Origin of the sequence: Streptomyces sp. P9-A4 (assembly GCF_036634195.1) — a bacterium.
In the GTDB taxonomy this organism is placed as follows: Bacteria; Actinomycetota; Actinomycetes; order Streptomycetales; family Streptomycetaceae; genus Streptomyces.
This window is the reverse complement of record NZ_JAZIFY010000001.1, coordinates 2,181,501-2,198,014: the sequence shown is the minus strand read 5'-3', so window position 1 is coordinate 2,198,014 and position 16,514 is coordinate 2,181,501. Positions and strand designations below refer to the sequence as shown.

Sequence of the window (16,514 nt, the reverse complement as noted above, 5' to 3'; positions counted from 1 at the left end):
GACGGCGACGGGGGAGCGGCTCGGCTCGGGCGTCAGACCGCGTCCGTGCCCAGCATGCGCTTCAACAGGTCCCGGAGCAGGGTGCGTTCGGTCTCGGTCAGTTCGTTCAGGGGCTCCCGGGCGAAGTCCAGGGACTCGCGCAGGCGGCGGGCCGTGTCGCGGCCCTCCTCCGTGGGGACGGCCAGCTTCACGCGGCGGTCGGCCGGGTCCGGGCGCCGCTCCACCAGGCCGCGGACCTCCAGGCGGTCCACGATCCCGGTGATGTTGGACGGCTCGCACTTCAGCTTCTGGGCGATCCGCCGCATCGGCAGCGGGTCCAGTGAGAGCAGGCCGAGGACGCGTGCCTGCGCGCCGGTCAGGGCGTGCTGCGCGGCCGCCTGCTCGTACTCCTCGTAGTAGCGCGCCACGACCGTACCGATCAGCTCGACGACTTCGAGGGTCAGGGGGTCCGTGCGTGAGGTGGCCATGGGTGACATCCTACTCGGATACTTGACAACATGAAATATCCAGGCGCATGGTTGTTTCAGTAAGTGAATCTTTATTGATCTCAAGCTTTCCCGAGCGTTCCCCCTGGAGGCCGTGCTCATGTCCGTTCTTCCCGCGTCCAGCCGTGAGTGGCACCTCGTCGCCCGCCCGCACGGCTGGCCCGTCCCCGCGGACTTCGCCCTGCGCGAGACCCCGGTCACCGAGCCCGCCGAGGGCCGCGTCCTCGTGCGCAACCTGCACTTCTCCGTGGACCCGTACATGCGCGGCCGCATGAACGACGCGAAGTCCTACATCCCGCCGTTCCAGCTGGACCGGCCCATGGACGGCGGCGCGGTCGGCGAGGTCATCGCCTCCAGCGCGGAGGGCTTCGCCGTCGGCGACCACGTCCTGCACGGCCTCGGCTGGCGCGAGTACGCCGAGGTGCCCGCCCAGCACGCCACCAAGGTCGACCCCGCGCTCGCCCCCCTCTCCGCGTACCTCGGCGTCCTCGGCATGACCGGCCTCACGGCCTACGCCGGCCTCTTCGACGTCGCCTCCTTCAAGGAGGGCGACGCGGTCTTCGTCTCCGGCGCCGCCGGCGCCGTCGGCAGCCAGGTCGGCCAGATGGCCCGCCTCAAGGGCGCCTCCCGCGTCATCGGCTCCGCCGGCTCCGACGAGAAGGTCAAGTTCCTCGTCGAGGAGCTCGGCTTCGACGCCGCCTTCAACTACAAGAACGGCCCGGTCGGGGACCAGCTCCGCGAGGCCGCCCCGGACGGCATCGACGTCTACTTCGACAACGTCGGCGGCGACCACCTCGAAGCCGCGATCTCCTCGCTCAACGTGCACGGCCGCGCCACCATCTGCGGCATGATCGCCCAGTACAACGACACCGAGCCGGTCCCGGGCCCGCGCAACATGGCGATGATCATCGGCAAGCGGCTGCGCCTCCAGGGCGTCCTGGTCGGCGACCACTACGGCCTCCAGCAGCAGTTCGTCCAGGAGGTTGGCGGCTGGCTCGGCTCCGGCGAGCTGAAGCACCGCGAGACCTTCGTCGACGGCATCGAGAACGGCGTGGACGCCTTCCTCGGACTGCTCCGCGGCGACAACACCGGAAAGATGATCGTCTCGGTGACCCGTTAGTCTTCCCTCAGCCGCCGCGATCGTGGGCGCGAGTCGCGGCGAACCCATGAAGGAAGTACCTCGCATGTCGATCCAGCACTCCGACGTCCTCTACACCGCCGTCGCCACCGCCGAGAACGGCCGTGACGGCCGGGTCGCCACCGACGACGGTCAGCTCGACGTCGTCGTGAACCCGCCCAAGGCCATGGGCGGCTCCGGCGCGGGCACCAACCCCGAGCAGCTCTTCGCGGCGGGCTACAGCGCCTGCTTCCAGGGCGCGCTCGGCGTCGTCGCCCGTAACGAGAACGCCGACGTCTCCGGCTCGACGGTCACCGCCGAGGTCGGCATCGGCAAGAACGACGACGGCTTCGGCATCATCGTCAAGATCTCGGCGACCATCCCGAACGTGGACGCCGAGACCGCCAAGAGCCTGATCGAGAAGGCCCACCAGGTCTGCCCGTACTCCAAGGCGACCCGCGGCAACATCACGGTCGAGCTCGCCGTCTGAGTCCGGACGCGGTCGAACGAGGGCCGTACTCCCCACCCGGGAGTACGGCCCTCGCCGCGTCCGGGCCGTCGGGCGGGGCCGGGTGGGGCCCTCCCGGCACGGCCTGCGGCATCATGTCCCTGTCCGGCGGACAAGGGGAGTCGAGTGGCGTCGTACGACGGGCCGGAACGCACCGGCCACGAGCTGATCGGCGGGCGCTACCGCCTGGGCGAGCGCCTCGGCCGGGGCGGCAACGGCGTCGTCCGGCGGGCCACCGACGAACTCCTGGGGCGTTCCGTCGCCGTCAAGACCCTCACCCTCGACACGGACGCCGACCCGGCGGGCGCCCTGCGCGAGGCCCGGGTCGTCGCCCGCGTCCGCCACCCGCACGTGATCGTCGTCCATGACGTCGTCGAGCACGAGGGGCGGCCCGCCCTGGTGATGGAGCTGGTCGACGGCGGCTCGCTCGCCGACCGGCTGGCAGGCCCCGGCGGCGCGCTGTCCGTACGGGAGACCGCCCGCCTCGGGCTCGCCCTGCTCGGCGCGCTGTCCGCCGCCCACGCCCACGACGTGCTGCACCGGGACGTGAAACCGGCCAACGTCCTCCTGGAGAAGGACACCGGCCGCGCGGTCCTCACCGACTTCGGCATCGCCAGCCTCCCCGGGGCGACCACGCTCAGCGGGACCGGGGTCTTCGTCGGCACCCCCGAGTACACCGCGCCGGAGCGGATGCGGGGCGAGGAGGCGGGACCCGCCGCCGACCTGTGGTCACTCGGCGCGCTGCTGTGCGCGGCGGCGACCGGCACCTCACCCTTCCGCCGGGACTCGATCGGCGCCGTCCTGCACGCCGTCGTGTACGGGGAGATCCGGCCGCCCGAGCACCTCGGCCCCCTCCTGCCCGTCGTCCACGGCCTGCTCGAACGCGATCCGGCCAAGCGCCTGACCGCCGAGGAGGCCGGCCGGCTGCTCACGGCGTGCGTCGCGGCGGGGGAGGGGACCTCCCTGACGACGGTCGGCGGCCCGGACCTCGACACTCCCGGGCTCGACACCCCCGGGCTCGACACTCCCCGGCTCGACACTCCAGACGTACGGGACCCGGACGGCATGTCCGCCGTCCAGCCCCCGACCCGTGACACCCCCGCGCGCCGGGGCGCCCTCGCGCTGCCCCTCGTGGCCGCCGCCGTCGCCGCCTGCGTCGCCGCGGTGACCGTCGCCGTCCTGCTCGCCGTCCGTGACGAGGGCGCCCCCGAGGCGGGTCCCCTCGCGCCCGCCCCCACCCGTACGACCACCCCGCCGACCACCACCCCGGCGACCACCACCCCGCCGACCAGCACCCCGGCGGCCACCGCCCCCGCCCCCGGCCCGCTGCCCGCCGGGTACAGCGCCGTCACCGACGAGCGCGGCTTCACCCTGGCCGTACCCACCGGAGCGACCCGCTCCACCGACGGCGACCGCGTGTTCTACACGACGGGGGACGGATCCGTCTGGGTCGGGATCAGGATCAGGGCGATCCCGTCCGGTGGCGCGATCGGAGCGATGCGCGCCTCCGACGCGAGCGGTCCCCGCACCAACCCGGGCTACCGCGACGCCACCGTGGAGGAGATCCGGCACGAGGGACTGCCCGCCGCCCGCTGGGAGTTCACCTGGAACGGCTTCACCGCCGCCGAGGGGCCCCGGCACACCGCCGACGTCTGCTGGGAGCAGGCCGGGACCCTGTACGACGTGTGGGCCTCGGCCCCGGTGGGCCGTGCCGACGAGGCCCGCGCCCACCTCGAAGCGGCGCTCGGCTCCTTCCGTACCTCGGGCCGTTCACCGGGCGGTACGCCGGGGAGCTGACCTGCGCACCACCGATAAAGTGGCCCCCATGCGTGATCTCGGGGTGGGTTTCAGACATCTGGTCCAGGGCCAGAAGTGGGTGTTCCAGCACGGACGGTGGTTCGGTTTCGGGCTGTTGCCCGGACTCGTGACCCTCGTGCTGTACGCGGGCGCGCTCGTCGGTCTCGGTTACGGCGCCGACGACCTGGCCGCCTGGGCGACCCCCTTCGCCGACGACTGGACCTCGCCCTGGCTCGGCCTCCTCCGGGGCACGATGACCGCGCTGGTCTTCGCCTTCGGGCTGTTCCTCGCGGTGATCACCTTCACCGCCGTGACCCTGCTCGTCGGGCAGCCCTTCTACGAGTCCCTCTCCGAGGAGGTCGACCGGGGCGAGGGCGGCGAGGTGCCCGAGTCCGGGCTGCCGCTCTGGCGCGACCTGTGGATCTCGGCCCGGGACAGCGTGCGGGTCCTGCTGAGGGTCGCGTTCTACGGCGTCCTCCTCTTCGCCTGCGGCTTCATCCCGGTGGTCGGCCAGACGGTCGTCCCCGCCATCGGTTTCTGCGTCTCCGGCTTCTTCCTCACCGAGGAACTGACGGCCGTCGCGCTCCAGCGCCGTGGCGTCGAGCTGAAGGAGCGGCTGCGGCTGCTCCGGGGCCGCCGGATGGTCGCCCTCGGCTTCGGAGTCCCGCTGACGCTCGCCTTCCTGGTCCCCTTCGTCGCCGTCCTCCTGATGCCGGGCGCCGTCGCAGGAGCCACCCTGATGGCCCGTGACCTGCGGGGCGAGCCGAGCGGCGAGGACCGGGACGAGGCCGACCGGGACGAGGAAGACCGAGAGGGCGACCGGAACGACCGGCAGGTGCACCCCTTCCCCCGCTGAGACCGAGGTCCCTCAGACCTCCAGCACCGGATGCAGCTCCGGTCGGGCGTCCCACCACGCCCGGTAGAACGCGTTGTTGTCGACGTTCGCCAGATAGGCGTGCGCCGCCGCCCGGTACAGCAGCTCCGCGTGCCGGGCGGACACCGCCGCCTTGTTCCAGGCGAGCCTGATCCGCCCGAGCACCGGATCGCCCTCCAGCGGGCGCAGGACCGTGCCCGCCGCGGGCGGGGCCGTCGGCTGGCTCATCGAGATCGCCCGGCCCGAGGCGATCAGCCCGTAGTGCATCTGGCGGTCGGGCACCCGGTGCCGCAGCACCGGGGTGAAGCCGGCCTTCGCGCAGGCCGCGACCAGCGCCTCGGGGCCGCCGTCGTCGTCCTCCACCAGCGTCATCCAGGACTCGCCCGACAGCTCCGCGAGCGCGATCCGCTCCTTGCCCGCCAGCGGATGCCGCGCCGAGAGCCGTACGCAGAACGGCTCCTTGGGCACCACGGTCCTCGCGGTGGTGCCCTCCGGCAGGGCCACCTCGTGGTCGTTGACCTCCCCGTAGAGCACGGCGTCGTACCGTCCCGCGCCCAGCTGCCGGGTCAGCGTGGTGGCGGAGTGCTCCACGGTCACCGCGATGTCCTGCCCCGCCATGATCCCCTCCAGCTCCCCGAGCAGCCCGTCGACCAGCACGAGCAGGATGCAGCCGAGGCGCAGCGGGGTGTGCGGGGCGGCGGCCCGCGCCCCGGCGGCCAGCGCGTCCATCTCGCCGAGCACCAGCCGGGCCTTGGCGAGGACGAACTCGCCGAGCGGGGTGGGTTCCACACCGTGCCTGCCGCGTAGGAACAGCTCGCCGCCCGCGACCCGTTCGATGCGGCGGAGCTGCGCGGAGAGGGCCGGCTGCGAGACCCCGAGCCGCCCGGCGGCACGCCCCAGACTGCCCGCTTCCGCTATCCGGCAGACGGCCTCGAGATGCCTCAACTCCAGCTGCATTTCAGCAGCGTACGCAGCACCGTCCGGCCGCACCATAACCCGCGTCTTATGCCGGATGAGATGTCCCGAACTAGCCATGTCCACGCCCATACTCGGCGCGACGACCCGTCTCCCCCACCACGATCCACACCCCGATCGGAGCAGACGTTGCACCCCACCAGACTCACGGCGGCCGTGGCCGCCCTGGCGCTCTCGGCGAGCCTCGCGACTGCCCTCGCCGGCACCGCCACCGCGGCCCCGCAGGCGCAGCCCGTCCCCCCGGGCCACGGCAAGTCCCTCGCCCTCGCCGCCGCCGACGGTGCCGCGGCGAGCGGCCTCGACGAGCTGCGGCACGGCGCGGACGAGGACCTCGTCCGGACATCCGTCACCCCCTGGGCGAACGGTCTGTACTACGCCGCCTACGAGCGCACCTACCGGGGCCTCCCGGTCGTCGGCGGTGACGCCGTCGTCGTCTCCGACAGCACCGGCAAGGTCCGCGAGGTAACCGGCGCCCGGGCGCCCGCCATCAAGATCTCCACCCGGGCCGGGGTGAGCGCGGCGGCGGCCCTCGCCACCGCCCGGAAGCAGCTCGCCTCCGTCGAGTCCGCGAGCGCCCCCGAGCCGACCGTGCTCCTCAAGGACGGCAAGGCCGTCCTCACCTGGCACACCCTGGTCATCGGCCGGACCGCGCAGGACGCCCCCAGCTCCCTCGACACCTTCGTCGACGCCCGTACCGGATCGGTCGCCCGCGCCACCGACAAGATCCTGCACGCCGACGGCCGCGGCTACCACAACGGCAACGTCACCATCGACACCGCCGCGAGCTCCATGACGGACACCACCCGCGGCGGCTTCAAGTGCGGCGGGCAGAACGGCAGCGCGTACACGGGCTCCTCGCCCTGGGGCAACAACGGCGCCAACGACCTCGTGACCGCCTGCGTCGACATCATGTACGCGGCGCAGAAGGAACACTCCATGCTCAAGGAGTGGTTCGGCTACAACGGCCAGAACGGCCAGGGCGGCATGGTCCCGGCCCGCGCCGGACTGAGCGAGGTCAACGCGTACTACGACGGTACGAAGACCACGTACGGCCGCAACCAGGGCGGCACCATGCAGCTCACCGGCATCGACGTCGTGGCGCACGAGTACGGCCACGAGGTCTTCGACCGGACGCCGGGCAGCTCGGGCTCGTCCAACGAGAACGGCGGCATGAACGAGTCGACGGGCGACATCTTCGGCGCGCTCACCGAGCACTACGCCAACAACCCGAACGACACCCCGGACTACACGGTCGGCGAGAAGCTGAACTTCCTCGGCGACAACAAGCCGATCCGCTACATGTACAACCCCTCGCTCGCCGACAACGCCCCCAACTGTTACCCGCAGTTGAGCTCAGGCACCGAGGTGCACGCGGCGGCGGGGCCGCAGAACCACTGGTTCTACCTGCTCGCCGAGGGCTCCAGCCCGGGCGGCGGCAAGCCCAACAGCCCCATATGCTCCGGCGGTCCGTCCTCCGTGACCGGCATCGGCATCCAGAAGGCCGGCAAGATCTTCATGGGCGCCCTGCTCATGAAGACCTCCTCCTGGAACCACCTCGCCGCCCGCAAGGCGACCCTGACCAGCGCCAAGAACACCTACGGCAGCGCCGAGTGCAACGCCGTGAAGGCGGCCTGGAACGCGGTCGGCGTCCCCGCCCAGTCCGGTGAGACCGACTGCGGCGGCACCACCACCCCGGACTTCTCGCTCGCCCTGAACCCGTCCTCGGGCTCGGTCCAGGCCGGCGGCACCGCCACCTCCACGGTGAACACCTCCACCACCGGCGGCAGCGCGCAGACCGTCCAGCTCACCGCGAGCGGCGCCCCGACCGGGGTCAAGGTCTCCTTCAGCCCCGACTCGGTGACCTCGGGCTCCTCGTCCACGATGACCGTCCAGGTCGACGCGGGCGCGGCCAACGGCACGTACCCGATCACGGTCACCGGTACGGGCTCCGCCACCCACACGGTCACCTACCAGCTGTCGGTCGGCGACACGACCCCGCCCACCGGCTGCGACAACACCGAGTACAGCTACCAGGGCACCCTGTCCTCCGGTCAGGCCGAGGCCCAGCCGGACGGCTCGTACTACTACTCGGCGACCTCGGGCACCCACGTGGGCTGCCTGCGCGGCCCGGCCGGCACCGACTTCGACCTCTACCTCCAGAAGTGGAACGGGGCGACCTGGGTGGACGTGGCCGTCGGCGGCACGGCGACGGCCGACGAGGACACCAGCTACTACGGCACCGCGGGCTACTACCGGTACGTGGTCCACGCGTACAGCGGCTCCGGCGCGTACACGCTGGGCCTGAGCGCCCCGTAACGGGGGCGGGGCGTCGTCGCGGACCGGGGGTTCCGTGACGGCCTCCCCGGAGCCGGGCGGCCGAATGTCCCACGGCCGCCCGGCTTCTCCGTTTCCCCGCCGCCCGGCACCTCCGGGTCCTCCGTCCCGCCGCCCGGCTTCTCCGTGCCCCTGACTCAGCCGACCTCCGCCAGCGCGAACCCCGGTTCCGTCCCGCCCGCGTCCGCGATCCGCTCGCCGTCCGGGCCCCAGGCGCCCGCCGCGCCGACGCCCACGCACTCCTCGTTGGCCCCCAGGGCGTTGCCGAGCACCACGTACAGACCGAAGTCCCTGGCCCGTACCGGGTACACCCGCTCGAACGAGTCGTTGTCGGCGCCGAGCACCGAACTCGCCAGGTACACCCCGCAGCCGTCGGCGGCGGCCCGCTCCGCCAGCTCGGGGAAGCGGTTGTCGTAGCAGGTCGCCAGGGCGAACCGGACCCCGTCGAGCGCGAACCGCCCGTCGGTGGAGCCCGGTTCGAAGGCCTCCGCCTCGACCCCGTACAGGTGCTGCTTGTCGTAGCGGGCGAGGAGCGAGCCGTCCGGACCGATCACCAGCGTGGTGATCCCGGGGCGTGAACCGCCGGTCCGTACCGGCCCGTTGACCACGGCCGCCGCACCGGCCGTCCGGCAGGCCTCCCGTACGGGAGCGAGGCGGGGGTCGTCCTCGTCGAGGACCAGACCGGGGGTGTCCCGGATCAGGGACGGCTCGTACCCGGTGAGCGAGAGCTCGGCGAAGACCACGACCCGGGCCCCCTCCGCCCCGGACCAGCCCGGCGATCGTACGGACGTTGGCTTCGATGTCCCCGGCGACCGGGGCGAACTGGGTGGCTGCGACGATCATGGCCCCCATCCTCCCGCGCGCCCGCCGCGCGGGAAAGCACGGGACCCCGCGACGCCTGTGCCGGCTCCCCATGGCCCGCCGGCTCCCGGCCGCCGGACACCCGCTAGTCGGTGTCCGCCTCGTCGTCCCCGGACAGCAGCCGCAGGAAGTCCCGGAAGGCGCCCGGCATGTCGACGGCCGAGGGGTCCAGTAGCCACTGGTACTGGAGGCCGTCCATCACCGCCGTGAGGAGGGGCGCCGCCCGCTCCGGGGTGAGCCCGCCCGGCAGCCGGTCGCCGAACTCCGTGCGCAGCACGTCCGCCATGTTCGCCCGCACCTGCGCGTACCGCTCGGTGAAGAACTCCCGTGCCGGGTGCCCGTCCGTCACGCTCTCGCCGAGCAGCGCGGAGAAGGTCTGCACGATGCCGGGCCGCATCGCGTTGTACTCGACGAGGGATGCGATTAGGTCGAGCCGCCAGCCCTCGCGGTCCCGGCCGCCGCTGGTGTCCCAGCGGTCCCGCTCCTCCAGGACGGCGACGAGCAGCGCCTCCTTCGTCGGGAAATAGTGCAGCAGCCCCTGCTGGGTCAGCCCGACCCGCTCGGCGACCGAGCCGAGGGTGGCGCCCCGGTAGCCGCGCTCGGCGATCACTTCGAGGGCGGCGCGGAGGATGTCCGCGCGCCGTTCCTCACTCCTGGCCCGCACCATCGCCGTGGCCCCCTTCCGCGTCGTCGTTCCCGCCGTCGCTTCCGATCATCGCTTCCGACAGGACCGTACCCCCTCCAGGAAAGTAACAAACCGATAACATCACCTACCGGTCTACAGGTACCGGGTGCAGGATGGACACATCGGGGTCATCGGTACGTCAATGAGGAGGTACGGCCATGACGGAGACCAGCGCCGACACGGCACGGGAAGCGATCGTCGAGGCGGCACTCGCCAAGCTCGGCCTGGACGCCAAGACCCGGCTGCTCGGCGGCCAGGACATGTGGTCCCTGCCCGCCCTGCCGGAGATCGGGCTGAAGTCCCTGGTCATGTCCGACGGCCCGATCGGCGTCCGCGGCGTCCGCTGGACCGCCGACGACCCGTCCGTGGCCCTGCCGTCCCCGACCGCGCTCGCCGCCACCTGGGACCCGGCCCTCGCCCGCCGCGCCGGCCGCCTCCTCGCCCAGGAAGCCCGCCGCAAGAGCGTCCACGTGCTGCTCGCGCCCACCGTCAACCTGCACCGCAGCCCGCTCGGCGGCCGTCACTTCGAGGCCTACAGCGAGGACCCGTACCTGACGGGCGCCGTCGCCACCGGCTACGTCCAGGGCGTCCAGGAGGGCGGTGTCGGCACCACCGTCAAGCACTTCGTCGCCAACGACGCCGAGACCGACCGCTTCACCGTCGACAACCGGATCGCCCCCCGCCCGCTCCGCGAGATCTACCTCGCCCCCTTCGAGGCCATCGTCAAGAACGCCCACCCCTGGGGCATCATGACGGCCTACAACCAGGTCAACGGCGTCACCATGACCGAGCACCGCTACCTGGTCAACGAGGTCCTCCGCGGCGAGTGGGGCTTCGACGGCTACAACGTCTCCGACTGGATGGCCGCCCGCTCCACCACCGGCGACATCGAGGGCGGCCTCGACGTCGCCATGCCCGGCCCCGACACCGTCTACGGCGAGAACCTCGCCGCCGCCGTCCGCGCCGGCGAGGTCGCCGAGTCCGCCGTCGACACCGCCGTCCGCAACGTCCTGCGGCTCGCCGCCCGCGTCGGCGCCCTCGAAGGCGCCCCGCCGGCCGTCACCGAGCACCCCGCCACGATCGACGGCGACGCCCTCGCCCGTGAGATCGCCCGCCGCGGCTTCGTCCTCGTACGGAACGAGGGCGGCGTGCTCCCGCTGGCCGCCGGCACCACCGTCGCCCTCTCCGGCGCCGCCGCCCGCGACGCCCGCGTCCTCGGCGGCGGCTCCGCCCAGGTCTTCCCCGAGCACGTCGTCTCCCCGCTCGACGGCCTCGCGGCCGCCCTGCCCGAAGGCGCGCTCACCTTCAGCGTCGGCGCCGATCCCAGCGAGGAACTCGTCCCCGCCGACCAGGGGTTCACCCTCCGCGCCCGCTGCCGCGACGCCGAGGGCCGCCTCCTCGGCGAGGGCTCCCTGCCCAACGGCCAGGTCCAGTGGATCGGCGACGACCTCCCCGAGGGCGTCACCCACGACGAGCTCGCCTCCATCGAGGTCGTCGGCACCTTCATCCCGCGCGAGTCCGGCGAGCACGCCTTCGGCACCCGCGGCCTCGGCGCCTTCACCCTCACCGTCGCCGGGGAGACCGTCTTCGACGGCGCGCAGGTCATGGGCCCCGAGACCGACCCCTTCGAGGCCTTCTTCGGCTCCCCGGTCGAGCGCGCCAAGGTCGCGCTCACCGCGGGGCAGGCCGTCGAGGTCTCCCTGCTCCACACCCTGGAGAAGGAGTTCGCGGCCCCGCTCTCGGCCGTCATGTTCTCCTTCGTCCACCTCGGTCCGCGCCGTGACCCCGACGAACTGATCGCCGAGGCCGTCGAGGCCGCCCGCACCGCCGCCACCGCCGTCGTGGTCGTCGCCACCACCGAGCGCGTCGAGTCCGAGGGCTTCGACCGCAAGGACCTCGCCCTCCCCGGCCGCCAGGACGACCTCGTACGCGCCGTCGCCGCCGTCAACCCGAACACCGTCGTCGTCGTCAACTCCGGCTCCCCGGTCGAGATGCCCTGGCGCGAGGACGTGGCCGCGATCCTGCTCAGCTGGTTCCCCGGCCAGGAGGGCGGCGCCGCCCTCGCCGACGTCCTCACCGGCGCCGAGGAGCCCGGCGGGCGCCTCCCCACCACCTGGCCCGTCGCCCTCGCCGACGTCCCCGTCACCGAGGTCACCCCCACCGAGGGCCGACTCGACTACACCGAGGGTGTGTTCGTCGGCTACCGCGCCTGGGACAAGGCCGGCGCCGTCCCCGCGTACCCCTTCGGCCACGGCCTCGGCTACACCACCTGGTCGTACGAGTCCCTCACCGCGGGCCCCGACACCGCCACCGTCCGGCTCACCAACACCGGCGACCGCACCGGCCGCGAGATCGTCCAGCTCTACCTGGCGCCCGTCGACGACTCCGTCGAGCGCCCGGCCCGCTGGCTCGCCGCCTTCGCGAGCGTCGAGGCCGGCCCCGGCGAGACCGTCGAGGCCGAGATCGCGCTGCCCCGCCGCGCCTTCGAGATCTGGGACGAGGACAAGAACGACTGGACCCTCGTCCACGGCGGATACGAGGTCCTGGCCGCACACTCCCTGACGGATGCCCGGCTGAGCGCGACACTGGAGGTCTGACCCCCGGGGGGTCACTCCTGGGGACCCCCTGCGGGTCCCCCGAGGAAACCCCCTGCGGGTCCCCGAGAACGGCCCCGGGGCGGAACCTGACAACCGCCCCGGGGTCCCTCACTCCTTCGTGATCCGCCGGTACGCCAGCTCCGCGAGCCGCGCCTGCCCGTCCCGGCTCGGATGGAACCAGTCCCAGGGGCTCAACTGCCCTCCGTCGAACGGGAATCCGAAGACCGCGCCGCCGTCGTACCGGCAGCGCTCGTCCTTCGCGCACACCTCCGAGAGCACCCGGTTGTACGCCACCACCCGGTCCCGTACCTCCGCGCGCCGCCGCTCCGCCGCCGGACCCAGGTCCTCGGGGTCCGCCAGCATCGCGCCGCAGATCCCCAGCTTCCACACCTCCCGGCCCATCGGGCTCACCCGCCCGGTCGACCACAGATGCATCAGGTCCGGCACGCTCGCCACGTACACCTGCGCCTTCGGCGCGCCCTTCCGGAGCCGGGCCATCGCTGTCTCGAAGGACGACCGGAAATCTGCGACCGGCGTCATCAGCTCCGGGGTCGCCCGGCAGGCGTCGTTGGCGCCCATCATCACCGTGACCAGCGCGGGCCGTTCGGCCGCCGCCCCCGCCATCTGCTCGGGAAGCTCCGCCATCCGGGCGCCCGTCCGCGCCAGGTTCCAGCTGTGGGTGGCCACCTTCGCCGGGCCGAGGAGGCGCAGGGCGAGACTGTTCACGGCGGTGTCCGTGCCCGTCGCCCAGGAGACCTCGGGGCAGTCCGACAGGACCGAACAGGCGTCGAAGGCGCGGGTGACCGAGTCCCCGACGGCGGCGACGGAGGCGGGGGAGACGTCCCAGAGGGGCTCCGGCGGCGGGGTGGGCTTCGGCTTCGGGGCCGCTCCGGTGGCGGCAGGGGTCGCCGACGGTTCCCCGGAGGTGCAGCCGGACAGCGCCCCCGCGCACAGCAGCGCCGCCGTCGCGGAGACGGCAGCGGTACGGAATCGGCGTCGGCCGCGCATCCCCGGCCCCTCCTTCGGCGTCCTGGCGGGTGAAAGCTTCGTGTTCACCCGCCCCCTGACCGACCGTACGTCACACCGATGACGGTGCGGCACGGTAGCTTTTCCCCCGTCGAACCAGAGGCACCTTTGCCGAACGGCTCCGGTAAATTACATCACGTCACATGCTGTCCCCTTTTTGCGGGTTTGCCATGTTCTGCTCCTGATGCTGTTTACTGAGGCCGCTGGGAAAGGCGAATCTCGTCCCACACTGGAGGTCCCGGTGACGACACGTGGAGTCCTGTACGTACACTCCGCACCGCGCGCGCTGTGCCCGCACGTCGAATGGGCGGTCGCGGGTGTCCTCGGTGCGAGGGTCCAGCTCGACTGGATCCGCCAGCCGGCGTCCCCCGGCACCTGGAGAGCGGAGTTCTCGTGGCAGGGCCGCACCGGCACCGCCTCCGAGCTGGCCTCCGCCCTGCGCGGCTGGCAGATGCTCCGCTTCGAGGTCACCGCGGAGCCCAGCCCCACCGCCGAGGGCGAGCGCTACAGCGCCACCCCCGCGCTGGGCATCTTCCACGCCGTCACCGGCATCCACGGCGACATCCTCGTCCCGGAGGACCGCCTGCGCGCCGCCCTGGCCCGCGCGGCCCAGGGCGAGACGGTGCTCGAAGCGGAGATCGCCCGGCTCCTCGGCAAACCCTGGGACGACGAGCTGGAGCCCTTCCGCTACGCGGGCGAGGGGGCTCCGGTGCGCTGGCTGCACCAGGTGGTCTAGGACCTGTCCTCGGATCGTGCCGGGCTCGCGACCGACGGCCCCGCCCAGGTGGGCGGGGCCGTCGGTCCGTGTGGGAGCGGGTCAGAGGTGGCGGCCCCGGTTCCGGCGCCGGGCGGCGAAGGCGAGGCCCGCTCCGGCGGCCACGGTGAGCGCGGCGGCCGCGGCGGCCGGTCCGGCGATCGACCCGGTCTCGGGGAGCTGACCGCCGCCCCCCGGGTGGCCGCTCTGCGACGGGTCGGGCGTCGGGGTCGGGTCCGGGGTCGGGGCGGTGGGCGAGCTGGGCTCGGGCGTGGGCGTGGGGGGAACGTCGACCTCGGTCGTGGTGGTGCAGTCCGGGTCGCTGCCGCCGGCCGGGCAGTTGCCGCCGGGCTTGTCGCCCACCACGGTGTTCGTCAGCTTCCGGTCCCCGTGGGCCGGCTCGTCGACCGTGACGGAGTAGGCCAGCTTCGCGCTCTCGCCGACGGCCAGGTCGCCGGTCCAGCTCAGCTTCGGGGCGGTGTAGTGCGGGGTGCCGCTCGTGGCGGTGGCGTCGTCGTTGTACGTCGCGTCGTCGAGCACCTCGCCGAGGTCGTCGGTGACGGTCAGCGCCTGCAGCGGTGTGTTCCCGGTGTTGGCGATCTCGACCTCGTAGGCGACCTTGTCGCCGGGGGCGGCGGTGGCGCTGTCCGAGGTCTTCTTGACGTGGTAGCCGGCCTTGGCGGCCACCGTGTTGCGCACGGTGTTGCTGTGGCGTTCCTGGGTGCGGCCCGTCTGCTTGCCCTTGAAGGCGACCGAGGCGGTGTCGTCCAGCTTCGTGCCCGCGGCGGTGCCGGCCGCGACCTTCGCCCGGAACGAGACGGTACGGGACGCGCCGGGCGCGAGGTCGGTGGTGGCGCAGGTGACGGTGGACGCCTTCGCGGTGCAGTCCGGGTTCGAGCCGGCGACGTACTCGGTGCCGACGGGCAGCTCGTCCGTGAGCGTGACGTCCGTGGCCGTGTCCAGGGCGTCGGTGCCGCCGCCGGCGTGCTTGTTGGTCAGGGTGAAGGTGTAGGTGATGGTGGCGCCGGCGTCGACCAGGCCGGGCGGGGTGTCGCTGGTGGTGCCGGGCGGGTCGTTGGCCTTGGTGAGCTGGAGGTCCGGCTCACGGGCCTCCAGGGCCAGCCAGACGGCCTGGGGCTCCAGCGCGTCGCCCGCGCCGTTGATCCGGAGCAGGGCCTGGGTGCTGCCCGCGGGGATCTTGCCGGTCACGTCGATGATGCGGGCGTCGTAGCCGTAGTTGCTGACGGGGTTCGGGTCGCGGGTGGTGATGTTGGCATCAGTGCCGTCGGCGGCGACGTGGTCGATGCGCCCGGTGAAGGCGTTGTCGGTGGTGACGCCGTTCGGGCCGGGCATGGGCAGTTCGGTGAGGTTGGCCACGGTGGACCCCACCAGGGCCTGGTCGCCGGAGATCGGGGTGTCGCCGTCCCCGACGGTGACACCCATCGTGGCAGCCGCCGGGCCGCCGTCCGGGGTGCGGATGCCCGCCAGGGTGAGGGTGGTGGCGGGGTTGGGGTCGCGCAGCAGCTGGTAGCCGTCCCAGACCTGGAGGTAGCGCAGGGGCTCGGTGGGGGCCTCGTAGGCGACGACCAGGGACCAGCCGCCCCAGCAGCCCACGTTGTTCCCGCCGTGGTTCTGGGCGGAGGAGCGTCCGCTGCACGCCTGGATGTCGGCGACGGTGTACGAACCCGCTCCCGCCGCCTTGACCTCGGCCGTGACGTCCTTGACGGCGCCCGCGGCCATCAGCGGCTCCGGCGGGGTCCCGCCGACCTTCTGGTCGAAGTAGTCGTAGGTGTCCGCGGTGACCTGTGTGTAGCCGCTCGCCCCGGGGACCTTCCAGGACACGGTGTCACCCTTGGCGAGGTCGCCGGAGGTGCCGTTGGTGCTCGTCCCGGTGGGGTTGAACTGCCAGTAGAGGCGCGCGGACAGCACGGTGGCGCCCGCCGGCAGCCGGAGCTGGGCGGAGGAGGCGTTGGGCCCGGGGGCGCCGGGGTCGGACTTCACGTACATGGTCCGGCCGTTGTTCGTGCCCTCGGTGTCGGAGCAGACGCTGCCGTCGCTCGGGTCGCAGGTCAGGACCGAGTTGGAGGCCATCGTCAGGTTGCCGTGGGCGAGCAGCGTGACCACCGGGTCCGGACCGATCGGCCGCTCGCTCCCCGCGCCGCGCGGGGCGTTCTGGGCGGCGCCCGCCACGGGTGCCGCGCCCACGGCCAGGGTGGCCGCCGCGAGGGCGCCGACCGCGGCTCGCAGGGTTCGCTTGGGGCGCCCACCTCTGTGGTGACGACGGATCATGGGTGACGCCTCTCGCGGCCGAGTTCCCGGCCGGCGCCTACCGCCGACCGCCGATTCCGCCACCGGGAGCGGGCCGAGTGGCGGTACGGGGGTCAGCATCACACGCCCATTCGAGTCAAAAGGTGCGACACGCTTATTGATCAACTTATAGGACAAGAAAGGCGGAGGCCCACCCCCGGCCGGGGGTGGGCCTCCGCGCATGTGACGGAACG

At 72.9% G+C, this 16,514-nt stretch carries 13 protein-coding genes; 7 read left to right on the top strand and 6 right to left on the bottom strand.

Going from position 1 to position 16,514, the window contains the following annotated elements:
- Positions 1 to 32 precede the first annotated feature (32 nt).
- Positions 33 to 467 (bottom strand): MarR family winged helix-turn-helix transcriptional regulator, encoded by a 435-nt coding sequence (locus V4Y03_RS09920; RefSeq protein WP_332434676.1) that lies wholly within the window; start codon positions 465 to 467, stop codon positions 33 to 35.
- A gap of 118 nt (positions 468 to 585) precedes the next feature.
- Here V4Y03_RS09920 and V4Y03_RS09915 point away from each other — a divergent pair, with 118 nt between their 5' ends.
- The 4 genes from V4Y03_RS09915 to V4Y03_RS09900 all read left to right on the top strand — a co-directional run bounded on the left by V4Y03_RS09915 (position 586) and on the right by V4Y03_RS09900 (position 4,763).
- Positions 586 to 1,605, top strand: a complete 1,020-nt coding sequence (locus V4Y03_RS09915) for an NADP-dependent oxidoreductase (protein ID WP_332434675.1) — start codon at positions 586 to 588, stop codon at positions 1,603 to 1,605.
- A 64-nt stretch (positions 1,606 to 1,669) separates the two neighbouring features.
- Complete coding sequence (locus tag V4Y03_RS09910; protein ID WP_030693363.1) at positions 1,670 to 2,092, top strand: organic hydroperoxide resistance protein; 423 nt, start codon at positions 1,670 to 1,672, stop codon at positions 2,090 to 2,092.
- Between the two features lie 144 nt (positions 2,093 to 2,236).
- Positions 2,237 to 3,907, top strand: coding sequence for a serine/threonine-protein kinase (locus V4Y03_RS09905; protein ID WP_332434674.1), 1,671 nt, complete (start codon positions 2,237 to 2,239; stop codon positions 3,905 to 3,907).
- A gap of 28 nt (positions 3,908 to 3,935) precedes the next feature.
- Entirely contained in the window at positions 3,936 to 4,763 is an 828-nt protein-coding gene (locus tag V4Y03_RS09900) for an EI24 domain-containing protein (RefSeq protein WP_317877664.1), read from the top strand.
- Positions 4,764 to 4,775: 12 nt separating this feature from the next.
- Here the strand turns inward: V4Y03_RS09900 and V4Y03_RS09895 are convergent, their stop codons facing one another.
- Positions 4,776 to 5,738 (bottom strand): LysR family transcriptional regulator, encoded by a 963-nt coding sequence (locus tag V4Y03_RS09895; protein ID WP_317877665.1) that lies wholly within the window; start codon positions 5,736 to 5,738, stop codon positions 4,776 to 4,778.
- A 147-nt stretch (positions 5,739 to 5,885) separates the two neighbouring features.
- Between V4Y03_RS09895 and V4Y03_RS09890 the strand changes: the two genes are divergently transcribed.
- Positions 5,886 to 8,072: a M4 family metallopeptidase gene (locus tag V4Y03_RS09890; protein WP_332434673.1), complete on the top strand. Its 2,187-nt coding sequence runs from the start codon at positions 5,886 to 5,888 to the stop codon at positions 8,070 to 8,072.
- Between the two features lie 155 nt (positions 8,073 to 8,227).
- Here the strand turns inward: V4Y03_RS09890 and V4Y03_RS09885 are convergent, their stop codons facing one another.
- The gene (locus V4Y03_RS09885; RefSeq protein ID WP_332434672.1) at positions 8,228 to 8,833 is read right to left on the bottom strand and encodes a carbon-nitrogen hydrolase family protein; all 606 of its coding nucleotides are present in this window, start codon (positions 8,831 to 8,833) and stop codon (positions 8,228 to 8,230) included.
- A 203-nt stretch (positions 8,834 to 9,036) separates the two neighbouring features.
- Positions 9,037 to 9,618 carry a TetR/AcrR family transcriptional regulator gene (locus tag V4Y03_RS09880; protein ID WP_317877668.1) on the bottom strand — a complete coding sequence of 194 codons (582 nt, stop codon included), beginning with the start codon at positions 9,616 to 9,618 and terminating at the stop codon, positions 9,037 to 9,039.
- A gap of 176 nt (positions 9,619 to 9,794) precedes the next feature.
- On the opposite strand from V4Y03_RS09880, the gene V4Y03_RS09875 reads away from it, so the two are divergent.
- Entirely contained in the window at positions 9,795 to 12,233 is a 2,439-nt protein-coding gene (locus V4Y03_RS09875) for a glycoside hydrolase family 3 protein (protein WP_332434671.1), read from the top strand.
- Positions 12,234 to 12,341: 108 nt separating this feature from the next.
- On the opposite strand, the gene V4Y03_RS09870 is transcribed toward V4Y03_RS09875, so the two are convergent.
- Positions 12,342 to 13,241, bottom strand: coding sequence for an SGNH/GDSL hydrolase family protein (locus tag V4Y03_RS09870; protein WP_317878699.1), 900 nt, complete (start codon positions 13,239 to 13,241; stop codon positions 12,342 to 12,344).
- Positions 13,242 to 13,500: 259 nt separating this feature from the next.
- On the opposite strand from V4Y03_RS09870, the gene V4Y03_RS09865 reads away from it, so the two are divergent.
- Positions 13,501 to 13,995: a DUF3145 domain-containing protein gene (locus tag V4Y03_RS09865; protein WP_317878700.1), complete on the top strand. Its 495-nt coding sequence runs from the start codon at positions 13,501 to 13,503 to the stop codon at positions 13,993 to 13,995.
- Between the two features lie 81 nt (positions 13,996 to 14,076).
- Here V4Y03_RS09865 and V4Y03_RS09860 read toward each other — a convergent pair whose 3' ends face one another.
- Positions 14,077 to 16,302 (bottom strand): DUF7927 domain-containing protein, encoded by a 2,226-nt coding sequence (locus tag V4Y03_RS09860; RefSeq protein WP_332434670.1) that lies wholly within the window; start codon positions 16,300 to 16,302, stop codon positions 14,077 to 14,079.
- Positions 16,303 to 16,514 lie beyond the last annotated feature (212 nt).

What these genes read in the sequence shown, in the direction of transcription:
- V4Y03_RS09920 (WP_332434676.1), bottom strand. Translation starts at nt 467, where the DNA reads ATGGCCACCTCACGCACGGACCCCCTGACCCTCGAAGTCGTCGAGCTG.
- V4Y03_RS09915 (WP_332434675.1), top strand. Translation starts at nt 586, where the DNA reads ATGTCCGTTCTTCCCGCGTCCAGCCGTGAGTGGCACCTCGTCGCCCGC.
- V4Y03_RS09910 (WP_030693363.1), top strand. Translation starts at nt 1,670, where the DNA reads ATGTCGATCCAGCACTCCGACGTCCTCTACACCGCCGTCGCCACCGCC.
- V4Y03_RS09900 (WP_317877664.1), top strand. Translation starts at nt 3,936, where the DNA reads ATGCGTGATCTCGGGGTGGGTTTCAGACATCTGGTCCAGGGCCAGAAG.
- V4Y03_RS09895 (WP_317877665.1), bottom strand. Translation starts at nt 5,738, where the DNA reads ATGCAGCTGGAGTTGAGGCATCTCGAGGCCGTCTGCCGGATAGCGGAA.
- V4Y03_RS09880 (WP_317877668.1), bottom strand. Translation starts at nt 9,618, where the DNA reads ATGGTGCGGGCCAGGAGTGAGGAACGGCGCGCGGACATCCTCCGCGCC.
- V4Y03_RS09875 (WP_332434671.1), top strand. Translation starts at nt 9,795, where the DNA reads ATGACGGAGACCAGCGCCGACACGGCACGGGAAGCGATCGTCGAGGCG.
- V4Y03_RS09870 (WP_317878699.1), bottom strand. Translation starts at nt 13,241, where the DNA reads ATGCGCGGCCGACGCCGATTCCGTACCGCTGCCGTCTCCGCGACGGCG.
- V4Y03_RS09860 (WP_332434670.1), bottom strand. Translation starts at nt 16,302, where the DNA reads ATGATCCGTCGTCACCACAGAGGTGGGCGCCCCAAGCGAACCCTGCGA.